The following is a 17941-nucleotide window of genomic DNA, read 5'->3' as shown; positions in this document are numbered from 1 at the left end:
GAGTACCTGGCTACGAACCAGGCGGTCGGAGGTTCGAATCCTCCCAGCCGCGCCAACATCGCAAATCAGTTTCAAGCGGCTGTAGCTCAGCTGGATAGAGTACCTGGCTACGAACCAGGCGGTCGGAGGTTCGAATCCTCCCAGCCGCGCCATATTAAAATCAAAGCGCCTCAGTTTGTGTACCTCACAGGCTGAGGCGTTTTGCTATACAAAATAAAAAAACCCCGCCTTGTGCGGGGTTTTTTATTGTCTTTACCACATCAAATCGTCGGGGATTTCATACCCTGCATACGGGTCGTCTTCGCCTGCGTCATCCTGTTTTCGGTCATGCATTGAGATGATGGCGCTCTCGTCGCGCTCCATAATCTTCCGGGCCACCCTGTCCGGGACAATCTCATAGTTGTCACCCAGCGCCACAATGGCCAGACGGCCGCGAGAGAGTTGGTCCACCATCTGTTCGTTCACCAGAATCTTCTTGATCTTCTTGCCGTCGACAAACTGGTAGGAGGTTTCGCCGCGGCTCCGGTCCAGGCGATTGGTTTCAATCAGCTGCCGAATCTGTGCCTGAATCGCCTTTTTCTCAGCCTCTTTCTTGCGCTCAAGGTTGAGCTGCCGATCCCGCTCGGCCTTTTCCTGGCGAGCCTTGCGGGCGCGCTCTTCGGCTTCGTTTACGGTCGTGGCGCCTTTGGGCTGTTGCTTTCTCTGTTTTCGTTTTTCATTTCGTACTTCCCGGGCTTTCTTTTCGTCGGCCAGCCCGGCCTTTAATAACTGTTCCTGCAGTGAGGCCATCAGCGACTCCGTGAATTCATGATAAACTGGTGCGATCAAACGTTAAGTATACGCCGTCAGCATTCTCTCAATAACCCATCACAACCCACCCCACGGATTTTTCTATGTCATCTTTTAAAGCGCTTGGTCTTTCCGCGGCCATGCAGGCCAATCTTGATCAATTGGGTTACCAGCAACCCACGCCGGTTCAGGCAGAGGCAGTTCCGCTTGCGTTGGCGGGCAAGGACGTGATTGCCATGGCGCAAACCGGCAGCGGCAAGACAGCGGCGTTCGGGATACCGATTATCGAGACCATCGTTCCGCGACGCTTCCAGGTTCAGAGTCTTGTTCTTTGTCCCACCCGGGAACTGGCGGATCAGGTGGCCAAAGCGTTGCGAGAGCTGGCACGGGCCAAAGATAACGTGAAGGTGCTGACGTTGTGTGGTGGTGTGCCTATCGGCCCTCAGATCGGGTCGCTCAGCCATGGCGCTCATATCGTCGTGGGTACCCCTGGCCGGGTAGATGACCACTTGCGCAAAGGTACGCTTTCGCTGGATGGCTTGAAAGTGCTGGTGCTGGACGAGGCGGACCGTATGCTGGATATGGGGTTCGAGGAGGTGGTCACCAGCATTGTCTCCCAAGCCCCCGGTGGCAGGCAGACGCTGCTGTTCTCCGCCACCTGGCCGCCGGCCATCAGAAAGCTGAGCGAGCAATTCCAGAGCAAGCCGGAAGATGTGCGGGTGGAATCAAAAGCGGCCACCATCACCATTGAAGAATCCTTTTACGAAATTCAGCCGGATCAGCGGGCGGCGGCCGTGGCAGCGCTGCTTTCCCGTTTCCAGCCGGTGTCGTCTCTGGTGTTTTGTACCACCAAACGGGACTGTGATGAGCTGTCGGATGAACTGGGTCGTCTTGGCTTTTCGGCGTTGTCGCTACACGGCGATCTGGACCAGCGTGAACGGGACAGCGCTCTGGTTCGATTTGCCAACCAGAGTTGTACGGTACTGGTGGCTACCGATGTGGCGGCAAGAGGGCTCGATATCAAAGGGCTACCACTGGTCATCAATGCCGAGCCTGCGCGGGATCCCGAGGTGCACACCCATCGGGTGGGCCGTACCGGCCGGGCAGGCGAGCAGGGGCATGCGGTTACTCTTTGCACTCCGCGCCAGGGCCACAAGATTACGCGCCTGGAAGCGGAGCGGGGCGAGCCGGTGTTGTGGGGCGATACGGAGGCGTTGCTGGCGGAGGCGTTGCGCCCGGTTACGCCGGCCATGAAAACGCTGTGCCTGGCTGGCGGTCGCAAAGACAAGGTGCGCCCTGGCGACGTGATGGGAGCTCTTACCGGCGAGGCTGGTATTCCCGGCGCTGCCGTTGGCAAAATCGACCTGTTCGATTTTCAGTGCTTCGTGGCGGTTGAGTCCCGGTGGGCGTCCCAGGCGCTGGCGCGGCTGGAGAAAGGTAAGGTGAAAGGCCGGAAATTCCGGGTTAGATATGCATGATTAGAGCTGGGTGAGATTGTCTCAGCAGCTGTCATTTCAGGCCGGGACGCTCGGAAAGTCCCTATAGAAATGCGTGCTTCAGGTTGCTCCTGGTCATTGAAAACGGTAAATTACGCAGGATTTTGCCTCCCGAATTGTTCCGCCGGGCCATTAGACTTTAGTTTTAGTGGTGGCTTGTCGGGCGGTACGGGGAAATCAACAAACCAATACAGGTAGCTGTTCGATATGAATGAGCTGATGTCACAAGCCGTAGACTTGATGATTGCCGGCATGGGCTTCGTGTTCGTGTTCCTGATTATTCTGGTATTCGCGACCGGCCTGATGTCCAAAATCATCCTGCGGTTTGCGCCGCCAGAGCCGGCAACCCCGGCCAGAACGCCACGTGCCAAGCCGAAGGCGCCCACGTCGGTTGACCCTGACACCGCCGAGGCCATCAAGAAGGCGATTGCACAATACCGGTCACGCCACAAGAAGTGACCCCGGTACACGATTAGAACCTTTTAACAGAAGGCTGACACGATGACTGACACGAAAAAACCGCTGGGGATTACGGACGTAATTCTGCGTGACGCCCACCAATCCCTGCTCGCCACCCGCATGCGTCTGGACGACATGCTGCCAATCGCCGAGAAACTCGACAAAGTGGGTTTCTGGTCGCTGGAATCCTGGGGTGGGGCTACCTTTGATGCCTGTATCCGTTACCTGGGCGAAGACCCCTGGGAGCGCATCCGCGAACTTAAAAAAGCCATGCCCAATACTCGCCAGCAGATGCTTCTGCGCGGCCAGAACCTGTTGGGCTATCGTCACTATGCGGATGATGTGGTTGACCGTTTCTGTGAGCGTGCCGCCGAGAACGGCGTAGACGTGTTCCGTATTTTTGATGCCATGAACGATCCCCGCAACATGGATCGCGCGATCAAGGCCGTTCGCAAGACCGGCAAGCATGCCCAGGGTACGATTGCTTACACCACCAGCCCTGTGCACACCATCGATATGTGGGTAGATCTGGCGAAAGAAGTCGCCGACATGGGCGCAGATTCCATCGCGATCAAGGACATGGCCGGTATTCTCAAGCCGTATGTGGCCTATGATCTGGTCAGCCGCCTGAAGAAAGAGCTGGATATCCCTATCCACATGCAGTGCCACGCCACCACCGGCATGTCGACCGCTACCGCCATCAAGGCTGCGGAAGCCGGTATCGATAACGTGGATACTGCTATTTCCTCCATGAGCATGACCTATGGTCACTCGCCCACCGAGGCGGTTGTGGCCATCCTGGAAGGTACCGATCGTGACACCGGTCTTGATCTGAACCTGCTGGAAGAAATTGCCGCCTATTTCCGCCAGGTGCGCAAGAAGTATGCGAAGTTTGAGGGCAGCCTGCGCGGCACTGATTCCCGCATCCTGATTGCTCAGGTACCGGGCGGCATGCTGACTAACATGGAAAACCAGCTGCGTGAGCAGAACGCAAGCGACAAGTTTGACCAGGTGCTGGAAGAAATTCCCAAGGTTCGTGAAGACCTGGGCTTCATTCCGCTGGTGACCCCGACCTCGCAGATTGTCGGCACCCAGGCGGTACTGAATGTTCTGACCGGCGAGCGTTACAAGTCCATCTCCAAGGAAACCTCCGCCATTCTGAAGGGTGAGTACGGCGCAGCGCCAGCCCCTATGAATAAAGAGCTTCAGGAGCGTGTACTGGATGGCAAGGAAGTCATGACCTGTCGTCCTGCAGATGTGCTTGAGCCAGAAATGGACAAGCTGACCGACGAACTGAAGAAGCTGGCGGACGAGAAGGGTATCAAGCTGGCCGACAACCTCGAAGACGACGTGCTGACGTACGCGCTGTTCCCGCAGATCGGCCTGAAGTTCCTGGAGAACCGCAACAACCCGGATGCGTTCGAGCCGGTACCGACCGCAGAAGACGCCGCACCGGCCAAGAAAGCCGCGGGCCCGGAGACTTACACCGTTGAAGTTAACGGCAAGAAGTTTGTGGTGGCGGTTTCTGAAGGTGGCGAGATTACCCAGATCCAGGGTGACGGTGGCACCGCGTCTGCTCCGGCCGCTTCCTCTGCACCTGCTCCGGCGGCAGGCGAAGGCGAGCCTCTGGTGGCGCCGCTGGGCGGTAACATCTTCAAGGTTCTGGTTTCCCCGGGTGACACCGTTGAGGAAGGTGACGTGCTGATTATCCTCGAAGCCATGAAGATGGAAACCGAGGTTCGCGCACCGAAAGCCGGTACTATCGGCGAAGTCTTCATCAAGGTCGGTGATGCCGTCTCCCCTGATGATGAAATGCTGACAATCGCATAAGGGCCAGCATTCCATGGATAAATTAATGACACTGTGGACAGGCAGTGGCCTGTTCAACATCGAGCTCGGCCAGGTGATCATGATCGCCATCGGCCTGCTGCTTCTCTTCCTTGCCATTCGCAAGGGTTTTGAGCCGTTGCTGCTGGTGCCCATCGGGTTTGGCGGTATTCTGGCGAATATTCCGGAGGCAGGGCTTGCCCTGACTGCGGCGGAGAACGCCATTCACTTTGCGCTGCAAGGTGGCAAATCCGAGATTCTGGCTGCGCTGGCGGCACCGCTGGACGTCGCTTATCAGGTTGGACAAGCGATTACGCCTGAACTCAAAGACGCGTTCAAGGTGGCGGTTAAAGAAGCCAGTTACTCCGAAATGGCGATGGCTAATTCCATTGCCCAGGATTTCGGCTACGGCAACGGCATGCTCTATAACTTCTACTCTGTGGTTATTGGTAGCACAGTCGGGCCGCTGTTGATCTTCATGGGTGTTGGTGCAATGACGGATTTTGGTCCGTTGCTGGCGAACCCCAAGACCATGCTTCTGGGTGCAGCGGCTCAGTTCGGTATCTTCGGTACCGTGATTGGTGCGGCGCTGCTGGATTGGACCGGGGTATTGGACTTCAACATCCTTGAAGCCGCTGCGATCGGCATTATTGGTGGCGCTGATGGCCCCACTTCCATCTATGTAGCGAGCGTGCTGGCTCCGCACCTGCTGGGTGCGATTGCAGTCTCCGCCTATGCATACATGGCGATGGTGCCGATGATTCAGCCCCCGATCATGAAGGCTTTGACCAGCGAAAAAGAACGTGCGATCAAAATGACCCAGCTCCGTCCCGTGAGCAAGAAAGAGAAGATCGTCTTCCCTCTGGTTGTTCTGATTGCTGTGGTTCTGTTCCTGCCCGATGCGGCTCCGCTGCTGGGTATGTTCTGCTTCGGTAACCTGATGCGTGAGTGTGGCGTGGTTGAGCGGCTGAGCGATACCGCACAGAACGCGCTGATCAACATCGTAACCATCTTCCTGGGCCTGTCTGTTGGCTCCAAGCTGATGGCCGACAAGTTCCTGGATGGCCAGACGCTGGGTATCCTGGGCCTGGGTATTGTGGCTTTCGGTGTGGGTACCGCTTCCGGTGTACTGATGGCGAAACTGATGAACAAGTTCAGCAAGGAACCGATCAACCCGTTGATTGGCTCCGCGGGCGTATCCGCGGTACCCATGGCGGCGCGTGTGTCCAACAAGGTGGGCCTGGAGGCCAACCCGCAGAACTTCCTGCTGATGCACGCTATGGGTCCGAACGTGGCCGGTGTTATCGGCTCTGCAGTGGCAGCCGGTGTGATGATCAAGCTTCTGAGCTGATCATTCGTACGGTTTGCGTTGAAAAGCCCCGCCTTTGGCGGGGCTTTTCGTTTTGGGTCAGTGGAAATCCCGGGAGCTGACCGGTAGCGAGTTAATCAGATGGCTCAAGTCAGACAGCTTGCCGGCCATGACATGAACGATATCCCCCTCTTTTTCGATAACTCCTTTTACGTGTAACAACCGGGCGGTGAGCAACGGTTTGCGTTGGCGGCGGGCGGTGTCTAGCCAGACGACGACGTTGACGTTGCCGGTTTCGTCTTCAAGGGTGACGAAGGTGACGCCGGAAGCGGTGCCGGGCCGTTGGCGCCCGGTGACCAGGCCGGCTACTTGTACGGGGATGCCGGGGCGGGTGGCTTTGAGTTGGTCGGCGGTGAGGCAATGGCGCAGGTGGCCTTGTTCGCGGAGCAGGGCAAGGGGATGTCTTTGTAGTGTTAAGCCCTGGCTGCTGTAGTCGGCCAGTACGTTTTGCCCTTCGGTGGGCTCCGGGAGCAGGTGGCAGGGTTCCGGTGTGTATTCGGTCATGGCTTCGTTAGCGAAGAGCTCGGCGGGTTCTTCGTGTTCGAGCAGTTGCCAGTAAGCCTGGTGGCGGTTGCTGGTGAAGCCGGGCATGGCGTTGGCGCCGGCGAGAAGTTCCATGTCACTCTGGTTGAGGCCAGCTCGGGTGCGCAGTTCGGCGGCGCTTTGGTAACCGTTTGCCGGGCGGTTCTGGTGGGCGCGCTCGGCGCCATTGCGAGGCAGGCCTTGAATGATTCTAAGGCCAAGGCGCAGGTGCTGCTCCGGACCTTGCAGGGTGTGCTGCCACTGGCTGTGGTTGACGTCTGGTGGCAGCACGGTAACGTTGTGGCGCCGGGCATCCTGAACCAGTTGGCTGGGCGAGTAAAAGCCCATTGGCTGGCTGTTGAGCAAGGCGCAATAGAATGCTGCCGGATGGTGGCGTTTGATCCAGGCAGAGACGTACACCAGTAAGGCAAAGCTGGCGGCATGGGATTCCGGAAATCCATAGCCACCAAAGCCGCAGATCTGTTTGTACAGGCGCTCGGCGAAGTCGGCATCGTGGCCCCGCTCCAGCATGCCCTGAATCAGTTTGTCGCGGAAAGGTGTCAGATCGCCATGGGATTTCCAGGCTGCCATGGCACGGCGAAGTTTGTCGGCTTCGCCCGCACTGAAACCGGCGGCGACCATGGCCAGTTTGATGACCTGTTCCTGGAAGATCGGCACCCCGAGGGTGCGCTCCAGCACCTGGCGTACGGCATCGTTGGGGTATTCTACTGCTTCCATGCCGTGTTTTCGGCGCAGGTAGGGGTGCACCATGTCGCCTTGTATGGGGCCCGGGCGAACGATGGCGACTTCGATCACAAGGTCGTACCAGGTTTCCGGTTTCAGCCGCGGGAGCATGTTGATCTGGGCGCGGGACTCCACCTGAAAGACACCGATACTGTCGCCTTTTTGCAGCATGGCGTAGGTGTCAGGGTCTTCCTGAGGGACGTCCTGAATGGTAAACGTCGTGCCTTTCTCTTCACTGATCAGCGCCAGTGCTTTGCGAATGGCGGTGAGCATGCCCAGGGCCAGGACATCCACCTTCATCAGCCCCAGGCTTTCCAGGTCGTCCTTGTCCCACTGGATAACCGTGCGCCCTTCCATGGCGGCATTCTCGACAGGCACCAGTTCTGAAAGCGGGCCGGCGCTGATCACGAAACCGCCCACGTGCTGGGACAGGTGGCGTGGAAAGCCCAGCAAGGTGTTCACCAGCGTGAAGAACTGATCCGCGACGTTGGGGCTGCGGGTCAGGCCCTTGTCCAGAATCTGCTGGCGCCAGCCGGTGGTCTTGTCACGCCAGTCGATGCCATCCAGCAGCTTCTCCACCAGTGTGGCATCAAAGCCCAGCGCCTTGCCGACATCCCGAATGGCGCTGCGGGGGCGATAACGAATCACGGTGGCGGCCAGGGCGGCCCGCTCACGGCCGTAGCGCTGGTAAATGTACTGAATAACCTCTTCACGCCGTTCGTGCTCGAAATCCACATCGATGTCGGGGGGCTCATCCCGGTCTTTGGAGATGAACCGTTCAAACAGAAGTTCCACATTGGCCGGGTTCACCTCGGTGATGCCCAGGCAGTAACAGACCGCGGAATTGGCCGCGGATCCCCGGCCCTGGCAAAGAATGCCCTGGCGCCGGGCAAAGTCGACGATGTCGTGGATGGTGAGAAAATAGTGTTCGTAGCGCAGTTCGGCAATCAGCTCCAGTTCTTTGCGAATCAGTGCCTGCACCTTCATGGGTGTGCCCGATGGGTAACGCCGCCGTTCACCCTCCCGGGTGAGTCGCGCCAGAAACGATGTGGGTGTTTCGTGTTCCGGCACTAAATCGGGAGGGTATTCGTAACGCAGGCTGCCAGGCTCAAAGCTGCAGGCTTCGGCGATTGCCACGGTCTCCCGAACCCAGGGCTCGGGGAATAATCGCCGGATAACCGGTATCGGGCGCAAATAACGCTCGGCATTCTGAAACAGGCAGTGTCCGGCCTGTTCCAGCGTGGTGTGGTGGCGCAGAGCTGTCAGCACGTCCTGTAATGGCTGGCGTTCGCGGCGATGCATATGCACCTGGCCGGTTGCCACCACTGCGCAGCGCATTTGCTCAGCTAACCACCGTACGCGGACCAGTTGCTGTTCCTCGCCGGCTTCCAGTGTACGGGTCGCTGCAAGGCGTAGCCTGTGCTCGAAAATCCGTTGCAGCCATTCGCCGGTGATCAATGCCTGGTGCGCGTTGGTTTGTGATACCAGCGGTGGCAGCCACAGGCAGAGGCAGTGGTCCAGCGAATGGGTTTCGATGTCCCGGGTAAATAACCGGTATTGCCCTTTCTCAGCGCGTCGCCGCCCGGTGGTGATCAATTGGCAAAGCTGACCGTAGCCCTCGCGGGTTCGAGCCAGCAGTATGAACCGGGGTGGGGCAGTGGCGCCCTCGGGAGTATCGCTCAGTTCGAACCAGCTCCCGGTAATCAGCTTTACCGGGCTGTCTTTAAGGGCTGCCCAGGCTCTGGGGATGCCTGCCACCGAACAGGCATCGGTGATGGCAATTGCCCGATAGCCAAGCTCCGCGGCTTGCTCAGCCAGTTCATGGGGATGGGAGGCGCCGGTCAGGAAGGTGAAGTTGCTGAAGCAGAACAGCTCGGCGTAATCAGAATCCATCAGCCAAACCACCCGTGTATGTACCAGCCATCGCGAATATCCCGGAACACCCACGCCAACTGACCGCTGGACAACTGGGCAATATAGTAGTCACGGTGCACCCGCTGGCCGTCCCACCAGCCAGCACTGATGCGTTCCGGCCCCGAGAACCATCTGGCCGGAGGTTCTGCCAGTGGGTGCGGCGTGGATAACAGCCATAAAGGGCGCGCAGGCAGGCCAGAGACCTCTGGTGTTTCGCTGTGCCTGCTGGCCGGTTTTATGGCGGAGGCTGTCCAGGCAAACTCCGGGCGGTGGTCTGCCCGCGGTGCAAGCTGTTGCAATGCCTCAGTACCAAGGCGGGCCTGTAAACGACTGGCCAGCGTATGCCAGGCTTCATTCAGGTCCTGACCATCGCCCAGGAGGTCCTGGCCAACCGGGGCTTCCCGGCCCAGAAACCGCTTTACCGACAGGGACAGACTGATCACCGGTGCCCGCAGCGGGTGCTGATCCAGTTTCAGGCGCAGCAGTTTCAGAAAGCTCTCTGCCCGATGCTCCGGGCCAGTCGTTCGCAACGTTAACCGGGTGGCTTCTTCGTGCCGGTGTTGGAGTAAAAGATGCAGGGTGTCGGTGTCCTGTTGGCGCCAGCACAGGTCTTCTTCCAGCTCGGTCAGAATCCGCTGCAGCGCGAACAAAAGCCCCTGGGCATGCTCCACTTCCTGAATAAAATCGGCCCGCTGGCGGAATCGGTGCGGGGGGTGCCAGGGCGATTTGGGGTCTGGCCTGGTGCCCTGGGCTTTTTGTATACGTGCCAGCAGCTCCGGGGATAGCCTCCGTGCCAGTTCCCGGGCTGGCAGATTGAAGACTTCAGCCAGCGTATTCAGTCCCAGGCGATGCAGGCGGGTACAGGATTTTTCATCAAAACCCGCAGCCACCAGAGGCAGTTTGCCCAGGGCCGTCAGAATGTGGCCTTTGTCTGCGGTGCACTCGCCTTTGCCTGCTTGCGCAAGGAGCTGAGCCGCCAGTGGCGTATGCCCAAGAGCCAGCCAGGCAGTGAGTTGCCGCTCTGCCAGAGCCTGCTCGACCGTTTGCCAAACGGCGGGAAGCCCGCCATATAGCCGCTGGAGGCTGCTGACTTCAGCCCACAGACCGTGCGGCGGCGACAGGGTAATGTGGGCCGCGTAACGGTATAGCCAGCGGGCCTGCTCTTCCAGCAGATTGGCTTCCTGTTGAGAATCGAGATGCAGAATCACCAGGTCTGGTGCCAGGCCCAGTGCGGTCTTGAGGCGCATGCCCGGCCGAATACCCAGGTGATCGGCTTCTGGGCAAACCTGCAGAATAGCCTGCCCGGCAAGATCGACCACCGCAAGTGCGCCCTGAGTTTGCTGGCTGCGGCGAACATGATCCAGCAGCAGGTGAGGGAAGTGCAGATACAGCCACAACATGAATCAGGTGGCTCCATCCTGTGACCATGGTCCCTGAATAACACCAGTGGGGTCGCTGGCCTGAATGCCCGCGCGATGCCCAAGGGCAAGAGTGCAGCGCTGTCCTGGCCAGCTACCACGGCGTTTCAGAATGTTGATCTTGAGATCCTGGTGTTCTCCGGGAATCAGCTCCAGCCGAAGTGCGGCCGGTGAATGCTGCTCTGCCTGCCGACGTTCCCGAAACAGAATGCAGACATTGTTACCCGCTTCGGAAGCCAGTTGCAGCCGGCGGATATCCCGGGTGGCCAACTTCCCCGGCCAGGCCATCACCAGGCCTGTGACAGGGGAGCGCAGGCAGTTTTCCAGTGTCCACAGAAAGTCAGCGGAATCGTGAGTTTGAACCAGCACCAGTTGATCGGTATTTACGCCAGCCCTGGCCAGCGCCGGGGCATAAGGTGTGTGGGGCGGGTTCAGCCAGAAAATGGTTTTTCCCTGCCTGGCGACCTTCTGCATAAGCGGAAGTACCAGGTGCAGCTCGCCAATGCCACAGCTGTCCAGCAGGCATTCACTCAAGGCACCCTTGGGCCAGCCGAGCCCACCAAGTTGGTTATCCAGAACCTGATACCCCGTGTGCTCCGCCGGAGAGGCGTGTTTCTGGGGCTTATGACCCTGCCAGATACGGGCGTCCTGAAGCAGGTGGTTGAGTGATTTGCTCATGCTTATTTCTCGAGTACTGTTTATATATACAGTATTCGGAAAGAGGGTCGATTTCAACTGCCGGGTTGATAAACGACGGGCGGGCACCCACGATGTGGTTGAAGCCACAAATATAGTGGAGGACGCTATGTCGAATCTTGGCCAGCAAGGCTGCAGCGCCTGCAGTGCCGATGCACCCCAGGTCACGGATGCTGAAAAGCAGACCCTGTTGAAAGACGTGCCTGAATGGCAGTTGATCGTTCAGGATGGGGAAGAGCAGTTACAGCGGGTGTTTACCTTCAAAAACTTTGTCCAGGCCCAGGCCTTTACCAACAAAGTGGCGGACCTGGCGGAAGAAGAAGGCCACCACCCCGCGATACTGTTGGAATGGGGGAAAGCCACCGTACGCTGGTGGACCCATAAAATCGGAGGCCTGCACAAAAACGATTTCATCATGGCCGCCAGAACCGACGAGCTCTATTGAAAGGCTTCGTCTACCGGGCTGCGAACACCAAAGCCACCCTTGCGAACAACGTGGGTATAAATTTCCGTGGTGCGGACATCGGAATGCCCGAGCAGTTTCTGAATGGTCCGTAAATCGTAGCCCGATTCCAGTAGCCTGGTGGCAAAGCTATGCCGAAAGGTATGGCTGCCCGCCGGCTTATGAATGCCCGCCTTCCTGATAGCGTGTTTGAAGTGCTTCTGCACAGTTCGATCCATCATGTGGTGTCTTCGCCGGATACCCGAACGAGGATCAATAGAAAGATCCAGCGCGGGAAAAACATACTGCCAATCCGGTTCCTGACTGGCGTTGGGGTATTTTTTGGACAAGCCGGCCGGCATATACACCGAGCCACAGCCTTTGGCCAAATCAGCCTGGTGCTGCATAAGTGCCGCATGAATCTGATCTTGCAGTGGTTGAATCAGACGGTCTGGCAGGAGTGTTACTCGATCTTTGCTGCCTTTCCCTTCGCGAACGATTAACTGCTGCATGCCGAAATCGACGTCTTTGACACGTAAGCGAAGAGCTTCGTTAATCCTCAGGCCCGCACCGTAGATCAGCATGGCCACCAGCTTGAATTCGCCCTCCAGATTATCAATTACCCGCCGCGCCTCATCCGGACTGAAAACAACCGGGAGCCTTTTGGGCTTTTTTGCCGCTTCATACTCGAGGTTTTCCAGTGGTGTACCCAGGAACTCCCGGTACAGAAAAGTCAGAGCATTCAACGCAACACGCTGGGTAGCCACGCTGACATTGGCCTGCAGAACCAGATGAGAAAGAAATGCCTCCACCTCCGCTGTGCCCATAGATTCCGGGTGTTTTCGACCATGGAAGCGGATAAAGCGCTTGATCCAGAACACATAGGTTTTCTCGGTTTTGTAGGCGAGACCGCGAAGTCGAATAAAGTTTCTGAGCCGATCCAGAAAGCGTGTGGATTGCGGAGAAATCGGGCAGCGGATGTCCATATCCTGGTCCTCAATGATCATGTATAAATATACAGTATTTAATTTTTCAGGTTTGTCAATCAAGTATCCAGAAGCGGAGTTATACGAACGCGTTCGCAAAACTCCGGGAAACCAGGGAGAAATGTTGCTAACCTTCTGATAAGTTTGAAAAGGAATGTGCGGGCGTGCGGAGTTATACGCCCCCAATCTGGAGCAGGGGTGGCTCGAAAATGGGCGTATAACTCCGGCGGTAGCCGTGGTGGGTTCAGGTAATCTGCTGATTTTATTGGTGAAGCTGGGGATTGTTAGGGCCGCGATTTTTGGAGTTATACGAATGCGTGTTATACGAACGGGTTCGTATAATTAGCTGTTAAGAATATCAGGGAACGTGTATGAAGCGGTTTTACCGATGGTTTATGGATGCTTGGCCCATTTGGGCAGCGGCATTGATCGTTGGAGCACACCGGGTGTCATTGCAGGCATTTCCACAAAAAGTAGAAGAAACGAACACGGTTTTTTCATTGGGGCTCCAAATTATCGGCGGATTGATGGTTCTCTACTCGATTGATAGCAACCTCGCTGCATTGCGTGGCCAAAATATTTGGTTGTTAATTGGACAGTGGTTTCGAAACTGTCCTCTTTGGAGTAAGCCGAAAACCGTCCAAGTTTCCTTGAAAGCCGAGATTGGCATTTCTGCTTCAGGTAGCGGTCGAGTAAAGCGTAGAGCGATTACCTTGGAGGAGAGAGTCGGGGAGCTTGAGCGTCAAGTTGATGAAGCCTACAAGGAGATGCACCAGAGGGAAGAGTCTGTCAAAAGGCTAGTATCTGATGTGAAAAATGAGCTTTTATCTAAAGTCGCTGAAAATCAAGCTGGCATTAGAGGTATCGAGGGTAAACTGGATAACACCACCCTTGGTGGATTAAAGCAGCAGGTATTTGGCGTATTGATCGTCATTTACGGAGCGGTATTAGGCCATATTTCTTAACCAGTTGTTGTAGTTTGTTCCGGGCCTGCGGCCCTCCACCGGACGCCTACTACGCTGCGCTCCGTAGTCGCCGCTAAACAAAAGTGTTAGCTGGTAGTGCCTTTGTCGTTTTTGGTGGCTGGGTGCCATCGGGCCTTGGCCGCAAACGGGTAGCAAAATCGGAAAGTTTTGTGGTTCGCCAAGGCCGTCAGAATCCGTGGTCAGATTGGCAGCTCAATCTGGTTCCGGTGTTGGTATAAAAGTCGGTGCTTGCCTTGTGGGGTCGTTCACCGAAAATTGGGTCTGGGTCGGCTAGTCTGAAGTTCAGGTTCATTCACCGCATCGTTGGCGGTGGTTTCAATCACAGTGCATCGGCGGTTTTCGGTGCCAGGGCAGCGGTGCATGCCGTCTTGTTGGTTGCCAGGTATCGGGCTTCACAGTTACCCCCAGCTAACCAGTCGCTGTAGTTCGCGGCCGATGGCCGCCGGACGCCCTTTTCATTGCGGCTTCGCCTCCATTGCAAGGGCGCCGCTAAGCTAAGCGTTACACCGCATGAATACAACCGAGTTCGTCGTTTACTATTTAATAGCGGTATCAGCGATCTTTTTGCTGATCGCACTGGTGCGTTTTTCGCAGCTAAAGCCATTGTCTGGGGCCAGACAGACCTCAGCAATGGTTGAGCAGAATCATCGTGCTGCTCTAGATCGGTTAGTTCAACTGGGCATCAGGGTTGAAGGGAGGGGGCCTATCCATTTTATCGCTCCTCCCCCTTGCACACCCGACGAGGAATTAGTGGTTGGTACCGAGATGGCAGTTTGGATTTCGGATGAGCTTCCTGGAGTCGTTTTGCATACCAAACCGACTTTTTTAACACTGTTAGCTCGATCAATGTTCCCAGCATTCGTTGTCGCGTTCATCCTGCTGACGCCTATTGTGTTCATTCTTAGGGGGAATTTCGGTGCTGTGTAACAAGTGCAGGCACAGCGACGCCCTTTTCATTGCGCCTTCGGCTCCATTCCAATGGCGCGCATGCTGCAAGCGTTAGCTGTGTAGTGCGCTGTTCCTTTTGGGTTGTTCGGTGCCAGTGGCCTTGGCCGTATGCGGGCAGCAAAACCGGCAATGTTGGTGGCTCGCCAAGGCCGTCGAAATCCGTCGTCAGATTGGCAGCTCAGTCGGTCAGCGGTGATGGTAAAAGCTTGGGTGTTTACCTTGCGGGGCTGTCCGGCGAAACCTGGTTCCTTGCTTACCTGCTACTCTGAAGTTCAGGTTCATTCGCCGCTTCGGTGGCGGTATTTTCAATCAAAGTGCATCGGCATATGTTGGTGCCAGGGCAGCGGAGCATGCCGTCGAGTTGTTAGCCAGGGATTGGTCTTCATCGTTACCCCCAGCTAACCAGTGCATCAAATGCGTTCCGGGCCGACGGCCCTCCACCGGACGGCTTTTACTCCGCTTCGCTGCGTAAAAGCCGCCGTTTATGCAGGCGTTAGGCAGGCACTGGTCATGATGAGTTGGATTGCTGTTCTTTTACTGGCTTTCCCTGCCGTTGCATCGGCCGAGACTGAGCAGGAGTTTAATCTTTGCTCGGCCTACGTGGAGAAAGCTGTAGCTGGGGAGCAGACAGATCTTGGCTGGCCGGTATTCGTCAAATTAACAGGAATTGGTACCAACAGTTTGGGGGGCTTCACGGAAGCAAAAACCGGCAAAATGATCCGCATTATTGTCGGTGATCGTGAATTTTCGAGGTCGACAATCTGGGTGCCAATTCCTAGCGGGGAGTTACATGGGACATTCAGTTCCAAGGAAGTTGCTACCGATTGGCAGCGAACTTTAGCAGGCCAACTGCCTGCTGCCCCTTGCGGTGCTGGAAATTGAGTAATGCCTAACCAGTTGTTGCAGTTCGTTCCGGGCCTGGCGGCCCTCCACCGGACGCCCTTTTCTCCGCTTCGCTGCAAAAAGGTCGCCGCTGAACAAAAGCGTTAACGGCCAGACGCTTTTGCGTTTTTGGCTGGTGCGGTGCAAAGGCCTTGGCATCAGGGTTGGCTGCAAAAACCGCTCATGCTGGTGATGGCCAAGGCCGGAAAATTCGCTGTCTGGTTTGGTTGCCACAATAGTCAGCGGTGTTGGTATTCATGGCGTGCCCCAGTTTTGGGGCCGTCCGTCTCAAACGGTAATCGGGCGGGTAGCCTTTGCTTTCTGGTTCCTTTCGCCATCCGTCGAGTTGGTGCAAGCTGTCCGGGAGAGGGCATGCGGCCTGGGTGTCAGGCTCAACCACGGCGGTGAACGGCCATTAACAAGGCGGTCAACCGGACGCCAAAAGCGTACCGCTTTTGGTTCCCTCCGCTGCGCTCCGGCGCCGGTTACCTTAGCGTTAGAAATCGCGTATGAACAGAATCATCCTTGCTGCCAAAGTTCGGTCACTACAGAAAGCCAGGGCTGAAAATGGTCAGCAGTTACAGAAACGGCTGAAAGAGGCCAGGCAACGCGGTGTAACCGGCAATGATTTGCAAGAAATCTATGCTGATTACGGGCCAGAAGATGTCTTGTATGAAGATGAGATCCACGAGTTGTGGACCAGATATCTCCGAGAGAAAGCAGAGCGTTTACTTCTGCCGCTTCCGCCAATGGATGATGAAAATTACTGGGAAGAGTCCCGAGTTACCTCGCGCAAGTTACTGACCAGAAAAGGCATCGACGAGGTTCGAAGGTCCATTAGAAGGGAGTTGCACGAGCGGCGTTCCGGTTGGCTTACTTGGGTTGCTGCGCTCACCGGTTTGGTTGGTGCTATTAGCGGTCTGGTTGCAATAATTAGTTCAAATTTCTAACAAATTGTTCCAGTTCGTTCCGGGCCTGACGGCCCTCCACCGGATGCCCTTTTCGCTGCGCTACAAGGGCACCGCTGAACAACGGCGTTATGCAGTTTGCTGAGAGAACCTTTCAATTGACCGGGTATTTAATGAGGTGAGTGACGATACCAAACTGCGCATGGAATATTGCGAGAGATCATGGGGTTATGAACTTCCTGATCGGCTCGAATTTGCGATCGAAAATGATTATGTCCAGAACAAGTCTCTATACACTGAAGAGGTGTTTAAAGTGATACCGTTTTTATTTGAGTTACAGCCAGAAATTACTGCAAATGAGATGCTTGATTTTGTTAGAAGGGTTAATGAAACTTGATTCAGTTGGTGGCGTAAATGATAAAATTTCATAACAGTGCATTGATTTCATTGACCTTATTAACACTCCCGCTGGTCTCTTATGCAAACAGGTACGAGTGGCGGGAAGAGCAATATGGCTCGGGAAGTAACCCGCTGGGAGCGATCTTGGCTGTGGTTTTGGTTACTTGGTTCGCTTACTGGTTTATTAAGAATTCACTTGATGAAAGAAGAAAGCGCCAAAAAGAGGGGCGAAAAATAGAGAGAAAAAGCATAGAGACGGATATTGTTTATCCAATTATAGGCTATGCGATTTCAGCCTTCGCCGTGAGTGCCCCTATTCTTTTATTAATCAAGTTTATTGCTGGATCTTCAGCGGTGTACGACTATTGGCTCTTAGTTGTAGCGATCTGCTTCGCCGCAATTTTATACCTTAGGCAAACATAGAGGATGCTTGCCCGCATAACCAGTGCAGGCACGGCGACGCCCACTACATTGCGCCTTCGGCTACATTCCGCGGGCGCGCATGCTGCTAGCGTTATGCTGACAAACAACAAAGGAGATAACCATGATCAAGCTACTAACATTTCTTGCAGTTCTCTGTACGACAACTGCTTACGCTGGGACTAACCAAATTGACATCATTGGCCTAGTACCAGATGTATCTACCCAAGAGCAGGTTGAAAGTGCGAAAGCGGAGTTTGGGTATGTAATAGGCGGCTTTGAGCTTATTTGTATACCTGAATATATTGATGGAAAGTTATCTCAATTACTTTGCGTTACAGGCGAAAGTTCAGCTTCACGGGACAGAACAACAGACTCTTATAGGCTCGCCTCCAATTCTGAAATCCACAAGGTTTTGGTCAGCGGATTTACTAAAAAGTTTGGTGCGCCGTCAAAGGTTGATAACTCAACAGTTTCAAATCGTTTTGGTACTGAGTTTAATCGTAATGTTGTCGTTTGGATTGATAAAAATGGAAATAAGCTGACCTTAATGTCCATGGCAACAAAAATCGACGAAGGTATGATTTTGCTGGAGTCCGCCAACCAGTTAAAAAAGGATAAAGCAGAGAGTAAACAAGTTGAGAGCAAAAGAGATTTCTAAGGAGGCTCTGAATAAGTCTCAAAATCAGCGATAATACGGTCATCGTCAACTGCACAGGATTCGTTGCCACCATGG

General features: G+C 55.6%; 17 protein-coding genes and 1 tRNA gene. 13 read left to right on the top strand and 5 right to left on the bottom strand.

The window, feature by feature from the left end; genetic code table 11:
* Positions 1-75 precede the first annotated feature (75 nt).
* Positions 76-152, top strand: a tRNA-Arg gene (locus tag ARC85_RS18880).
* Between the two features lie 100 nt (positions 153-252).
* Here ARC85_RS18880 and ARC85_RS18875 read toward each other — a convergent pair.
* Entirely contained in the window at positions 253-789 is a 537-nt protein-coding gene (locus ARC85_RS18875) for a DUF2058 domain-containing protein (protein WP_153741340.1), read from the bottom strand.
* A 104-nt stretch (positions 790-893) separates the two neighbouring features.
* On the opposite strand from ARC85_RS18875, the gene dbpA reads away from it, so the two are divergent.
* The 4 genes from dbpA to ARC85_RS18855 all read left to right on the top strand — a co-directional run bounded on the left by dbpA (position 894) and on the right by ARC85_RS18855 (position 5922).
* A complete protein-coding gene (gene dbpA, locus ARC85_RS18870; RefSeq protein ID WP_153741341.1) occupies positions 894-2267 on the top strand; it encodes an ATP-dependent RNA helicase DbpA in 1374 nt (457 codons plus the stop codon).
* 225 nt (positions 2268-2492) lie between these two features.
* Complete coding sequence (locus ARC85_RS18865; protein WP_011784486.1) at positions 2493-2744, top strand: OadG family protein; 252 nt, start codon at positions 2493-2495, stop codon at positions 2742-2744.
* A 42-nt stretch (positions 2745-2786) separates the two neighbouring features.
* On the top strand, positions 2787-4574 hold the full coding sequence (oadA, locus tag ARC85_RS18860; RefSeq protein ID WP_011784487.1) for a sodium-extruding oxaloacetate decarboxylase subunit alpha: 1788 nt from the start codon (positions 2787-2789) through the stop codon (positions 4572-4574).
* A 13-nt stretch (positions 4575-4587) separates the two neighbouring features.
* Complete coding sequence (locus tag ARC85_RS18855; protein ID WP_011784488.1) at positions 4588-5922, top strand: sodium ion-translocating decarboxylase subunit beta; 1335 nt, start codon at positions 4588-4590, stop codon at positions 5920-5922.
* A 57-nt stretch (positions 5923-5979) separates the two neighbouring features.
* Here the strand turns inward: ARC85_RS18855 and ARC85_RS18850 are convergent, their stop codons facing one another.
* Genes ARC85_RS18850 through imuA form a run of 3 tightly spaced genes read right to left on the bottom strand, consistent with a single transcriptional unit; the run spans position 5980 to position 11216 of the window.
* Positions 5980-9099, bottom strand: a complete 3120-nt coding sequence (locus ARC85_RS18850; protein WP_011784489.1) for an error-prone DNA polymerase — start codon at positions 9097-9099, stop codon at positions 5980-5982.
* Complete coding sequence (locus ARC85_RS18845; protein WP_023007869.1) at positions 9099-10520, bottom strand: Y-family DNA polymerase; 1422 nt, start codon at positions 10518-10520, stop codon at positions 9099-9101. Before ARC85_RS18845 ends, ARC85_RS18850 begins: the two co-directional genes overlap by 1 nt.
* Before the next feature lie 3 nt (positions 10521-10523).
* Positions 10524-11216 carry a translesion DNA synthesis-associated protein ImuA gene (gene imuA / locus ARC85_RS18840; RefSeq protein ID WP_011784491.1) on the bottom strand — a complete coding sequence of 231 codons (693 nt, stop codon included), beginning with the start codon at positions 11214-11216 and terminating at the stop codon, positions 10524-10526.
* Positions 11217-11343: 127 nt separating this feature from the next.
* Between imuA and ARC85_RS18835 the strand changes: the two genes are divergently transcribed.
* Complete coding sequence (locus ARC85_RS18835) at positions 11344-11679, top strand: 4a-hydroxytetrahydrobiopterin dehydratase (RefSeq protein WP_286715862.1); 336 nt, start codon at positions 11344-11346, stop codon at positions 11677-11679.
* On the opposite strand, the gene ARC85_RS18830 is transcribed toward ARC85_RS18835, so the two are convergent.
* Positions 11673-12662, bottom strand: a complete 990-nt coding sequence (locus ARC85_RS18830; protein WP_286715860.1) for an integron integrase — start codon at positions 12660-12662, stop codon at positions 11673-11675. The genes ARC85_RS18835 and ARC85_RS18830 overlap by 7 nt on opposite strands.
* A gap of 371 nt (positions 12663-13033) precedes the next feature.
* On the opposite strand from ARC85_RS18830, the gene ARC85_RS18825 reads away from it, so the two are divergent.
* From ARC85_RS18825 to ARC85_RS18795, 7 genes are all read left to right on the top strand, one after another.
* Positions 13034-13627, top strand: a complete 594-nt coding sequence (locus ARC85_RS18825) for a hypothetical protein (protein ID WP_286715857.1) — start codon at positions 13034-13036, stop codon at positions 13625-13627.
* 531 nt (positions 13628-14158) lie between these two features.
* A complete protein-coding gene (locus ARC85_RS18820; protein WP_286715854.1) occupies positions 14159-14575 on the top strand; it encodes a hypothetical protein in 417 nt (138 codons plus the stop codon).
* 531 nt (positions 14576-15106) lie between these two features.
* On the top strand, positions 15107-15478 hold the full coding sequence (locus ARC85_RS18815; RefSeq protein ID WP_286715852.1) for a hypothetical protein: 372 nt from the start codon (positions 15107-15109) through the stop codon (positions 15476-15478).
* 509 nt (positions 15479-15987) lie between these two features.
* A complete protein-coding gene (locus ARC85_RS18810; protein ID WP_286715851.1) occupies positions 15988-16428 on the top strand; it encodes a hypothetical protein in 441 nt (146 codons plus the stop codon).
* Positions 16429-16564: 136 nt separating this feature from the next.
* Positions 16565-16783, top strand: coding sequence for a hypothetical protein (locus ARC85_RS18805; protein ID WP_286715849.1), 219 nt, complete (start codon positions 16565-16567; stop codon positions 16781-16783).
* 17 nt (positions 16784-16800) lie between these two features.
* The gene (locus ARC85_RS18800; protein ID WP_286715847.1) at positions 16801-17208 is read left to right on the top strand and encodes a putative four-helix membrane protein; all 408 of its coding nucleotides are present in this window, start codon (positions 16801-16803) and stop codon (positions 17206-17208) included.
* A 121-nt stretch (positions 17209-17329) separates the two neighbouring features.
* Positions 17330-17866, top strand: a complete 537-nt coding sequence (locus ARC85_RS18795) for a hypothetical protein (RefSeq protein WP_286715845.1) — start codon at positions 17330-17332, stop codon at positions 17864-17866.
* Positions 17867-17941 lie beyond the last annotated feature (75 nt).

Source organism: Marinobacter sp. tcs-11 (assembly GCF_002049515.1).
Taxonomy (GTDB): Bacteria; Pseudomonadota; Gammaproteobacteria; order Pseudomonadales; family Oleiphilaceae; genus Marinobacter; species Marinobacter nauticus.
This window is presented reverse-complemented; position numbering and strand designations above follow the sequence as displayed.

What these genes read in the sequence shown, in the direction of transcription:
- ARC85_RS18875 (WP_153741340.1), bottom strand. Translation starts at nt 789, where the DNA reads ATGGCCTCACTGCAGGAACAGTTATTAAAGGCCGGGCTGGCCGACGAA.
- dbpA (WP_153741341.1), top strand. Translation starts at nt 894, where the DNA reads ATGTCATCTTTTAAAGCGCTTGGTCTTTCCGCGGCCATGCAGGCCAAT.
- ARC85_RS18865 (WP_011784486.1), top strand. Translation starts at nt 2,493, where the DNA reads ATGAATGAGCTGATGTCACAAGCCGTAGACTTGATGATTGCCGGCATG.
- oadA (WP_011784487.1), top strand. Translation starts at nt 2,787, where the DNA reads ATGACTGACACGAAAAAACCGCTGGGGATTACGGACGTAATTCTGCGT.
- ARC85_RS18855 (WP_011784488.1), top strand. Translation starts at nt 4,588, where the DNA reads ATGGATAAATTAATGACACTGTGGACAGGCAGTGGCCTGTTCAACATC.
- ARC85_RS18850 (WP_011784489.1), bottom strand. Translation starts at nt 9,099, where the DNA reads ATGGATTCTGATTACGCCGAGCTGTTCTGCTTCAGCAACTTCACCTTC.
- ARC85_RS18845 (WP_023007869.1), bottom strand. Translation starts at nt 10,520, where the DNA reads ATGTTGTGGCTGTATCTGCACTTCCCTCACCTGCTGCTGGATCATGTT.
- imuA (WP_011784491.1), bottom strand. Translation starts at nt 11,216, where the DNA reads ATGAGCAAATCACTCAACCACCTGCTTCAGGACGCCCGTATCTGGCAG.
- ARC85_RS18835 (WP_286715862.1), top strand. Translation starts at nt 11,344, where the DNA reads ATGTCGAATCTTGGCCAGCAAGGCTGCAGCGCCTGCAGTGCCGATGCA.
- ARC85_RS18830 (WP_286715860.1), bottom strand. Translation starts at nt 12,662, where the DNA reads ATGGACATCCGCTGCCCGATTTCTCCGCAATCCACACGCTTTCTGGAT.
- ARC85_RS18825 (WP_286715857.1), top strand. Translation starts at nt 13,034, where the DNA reads ATGAAGCGGTTTTACCGATGGTTTATGGATGCTTGGCCCATTTGGGCA.
- ARC85_RS18820 (WP_286715854.1), top strand. Translation starts at nt 14,159, where the DNA reads ATGAATACAACCGAGTTCGTCGTTTACTATTTAATAGCGGTATCAGCG.
- ARC85_RS18815 (WP_286715852.1), top strand. Translation starts at nt 15,107, where the DNA reads ATGATGAGTTGGATTGCTGTTCTTTTACTGGCTTTCCCTGCCGTTGCA.
- ARC85_RS18810 (WP_286715851.1), top strand. Translation starts at nt 15,988, where the DNA reads ATGAACAGAATCATCCTTGCTGCCAAAGTTCGGTCACTACAGAAAGCC.
- ARC85_RS18800 (WP_286715847.1), top strand. Translation starts at nt 16,801, where the DNA reads ATGATAAAATTTCATAACAGTGCATTGATTTCATTGACCTTATTAACA.
- ARC85_RS18795 (WP_286715845.1), top strand. Translation starts at nt 17,330, where the DNA reads ATGATCAAGCTACTAACATTTCTTGCAGTTCTCTGTACGACAACTGCT.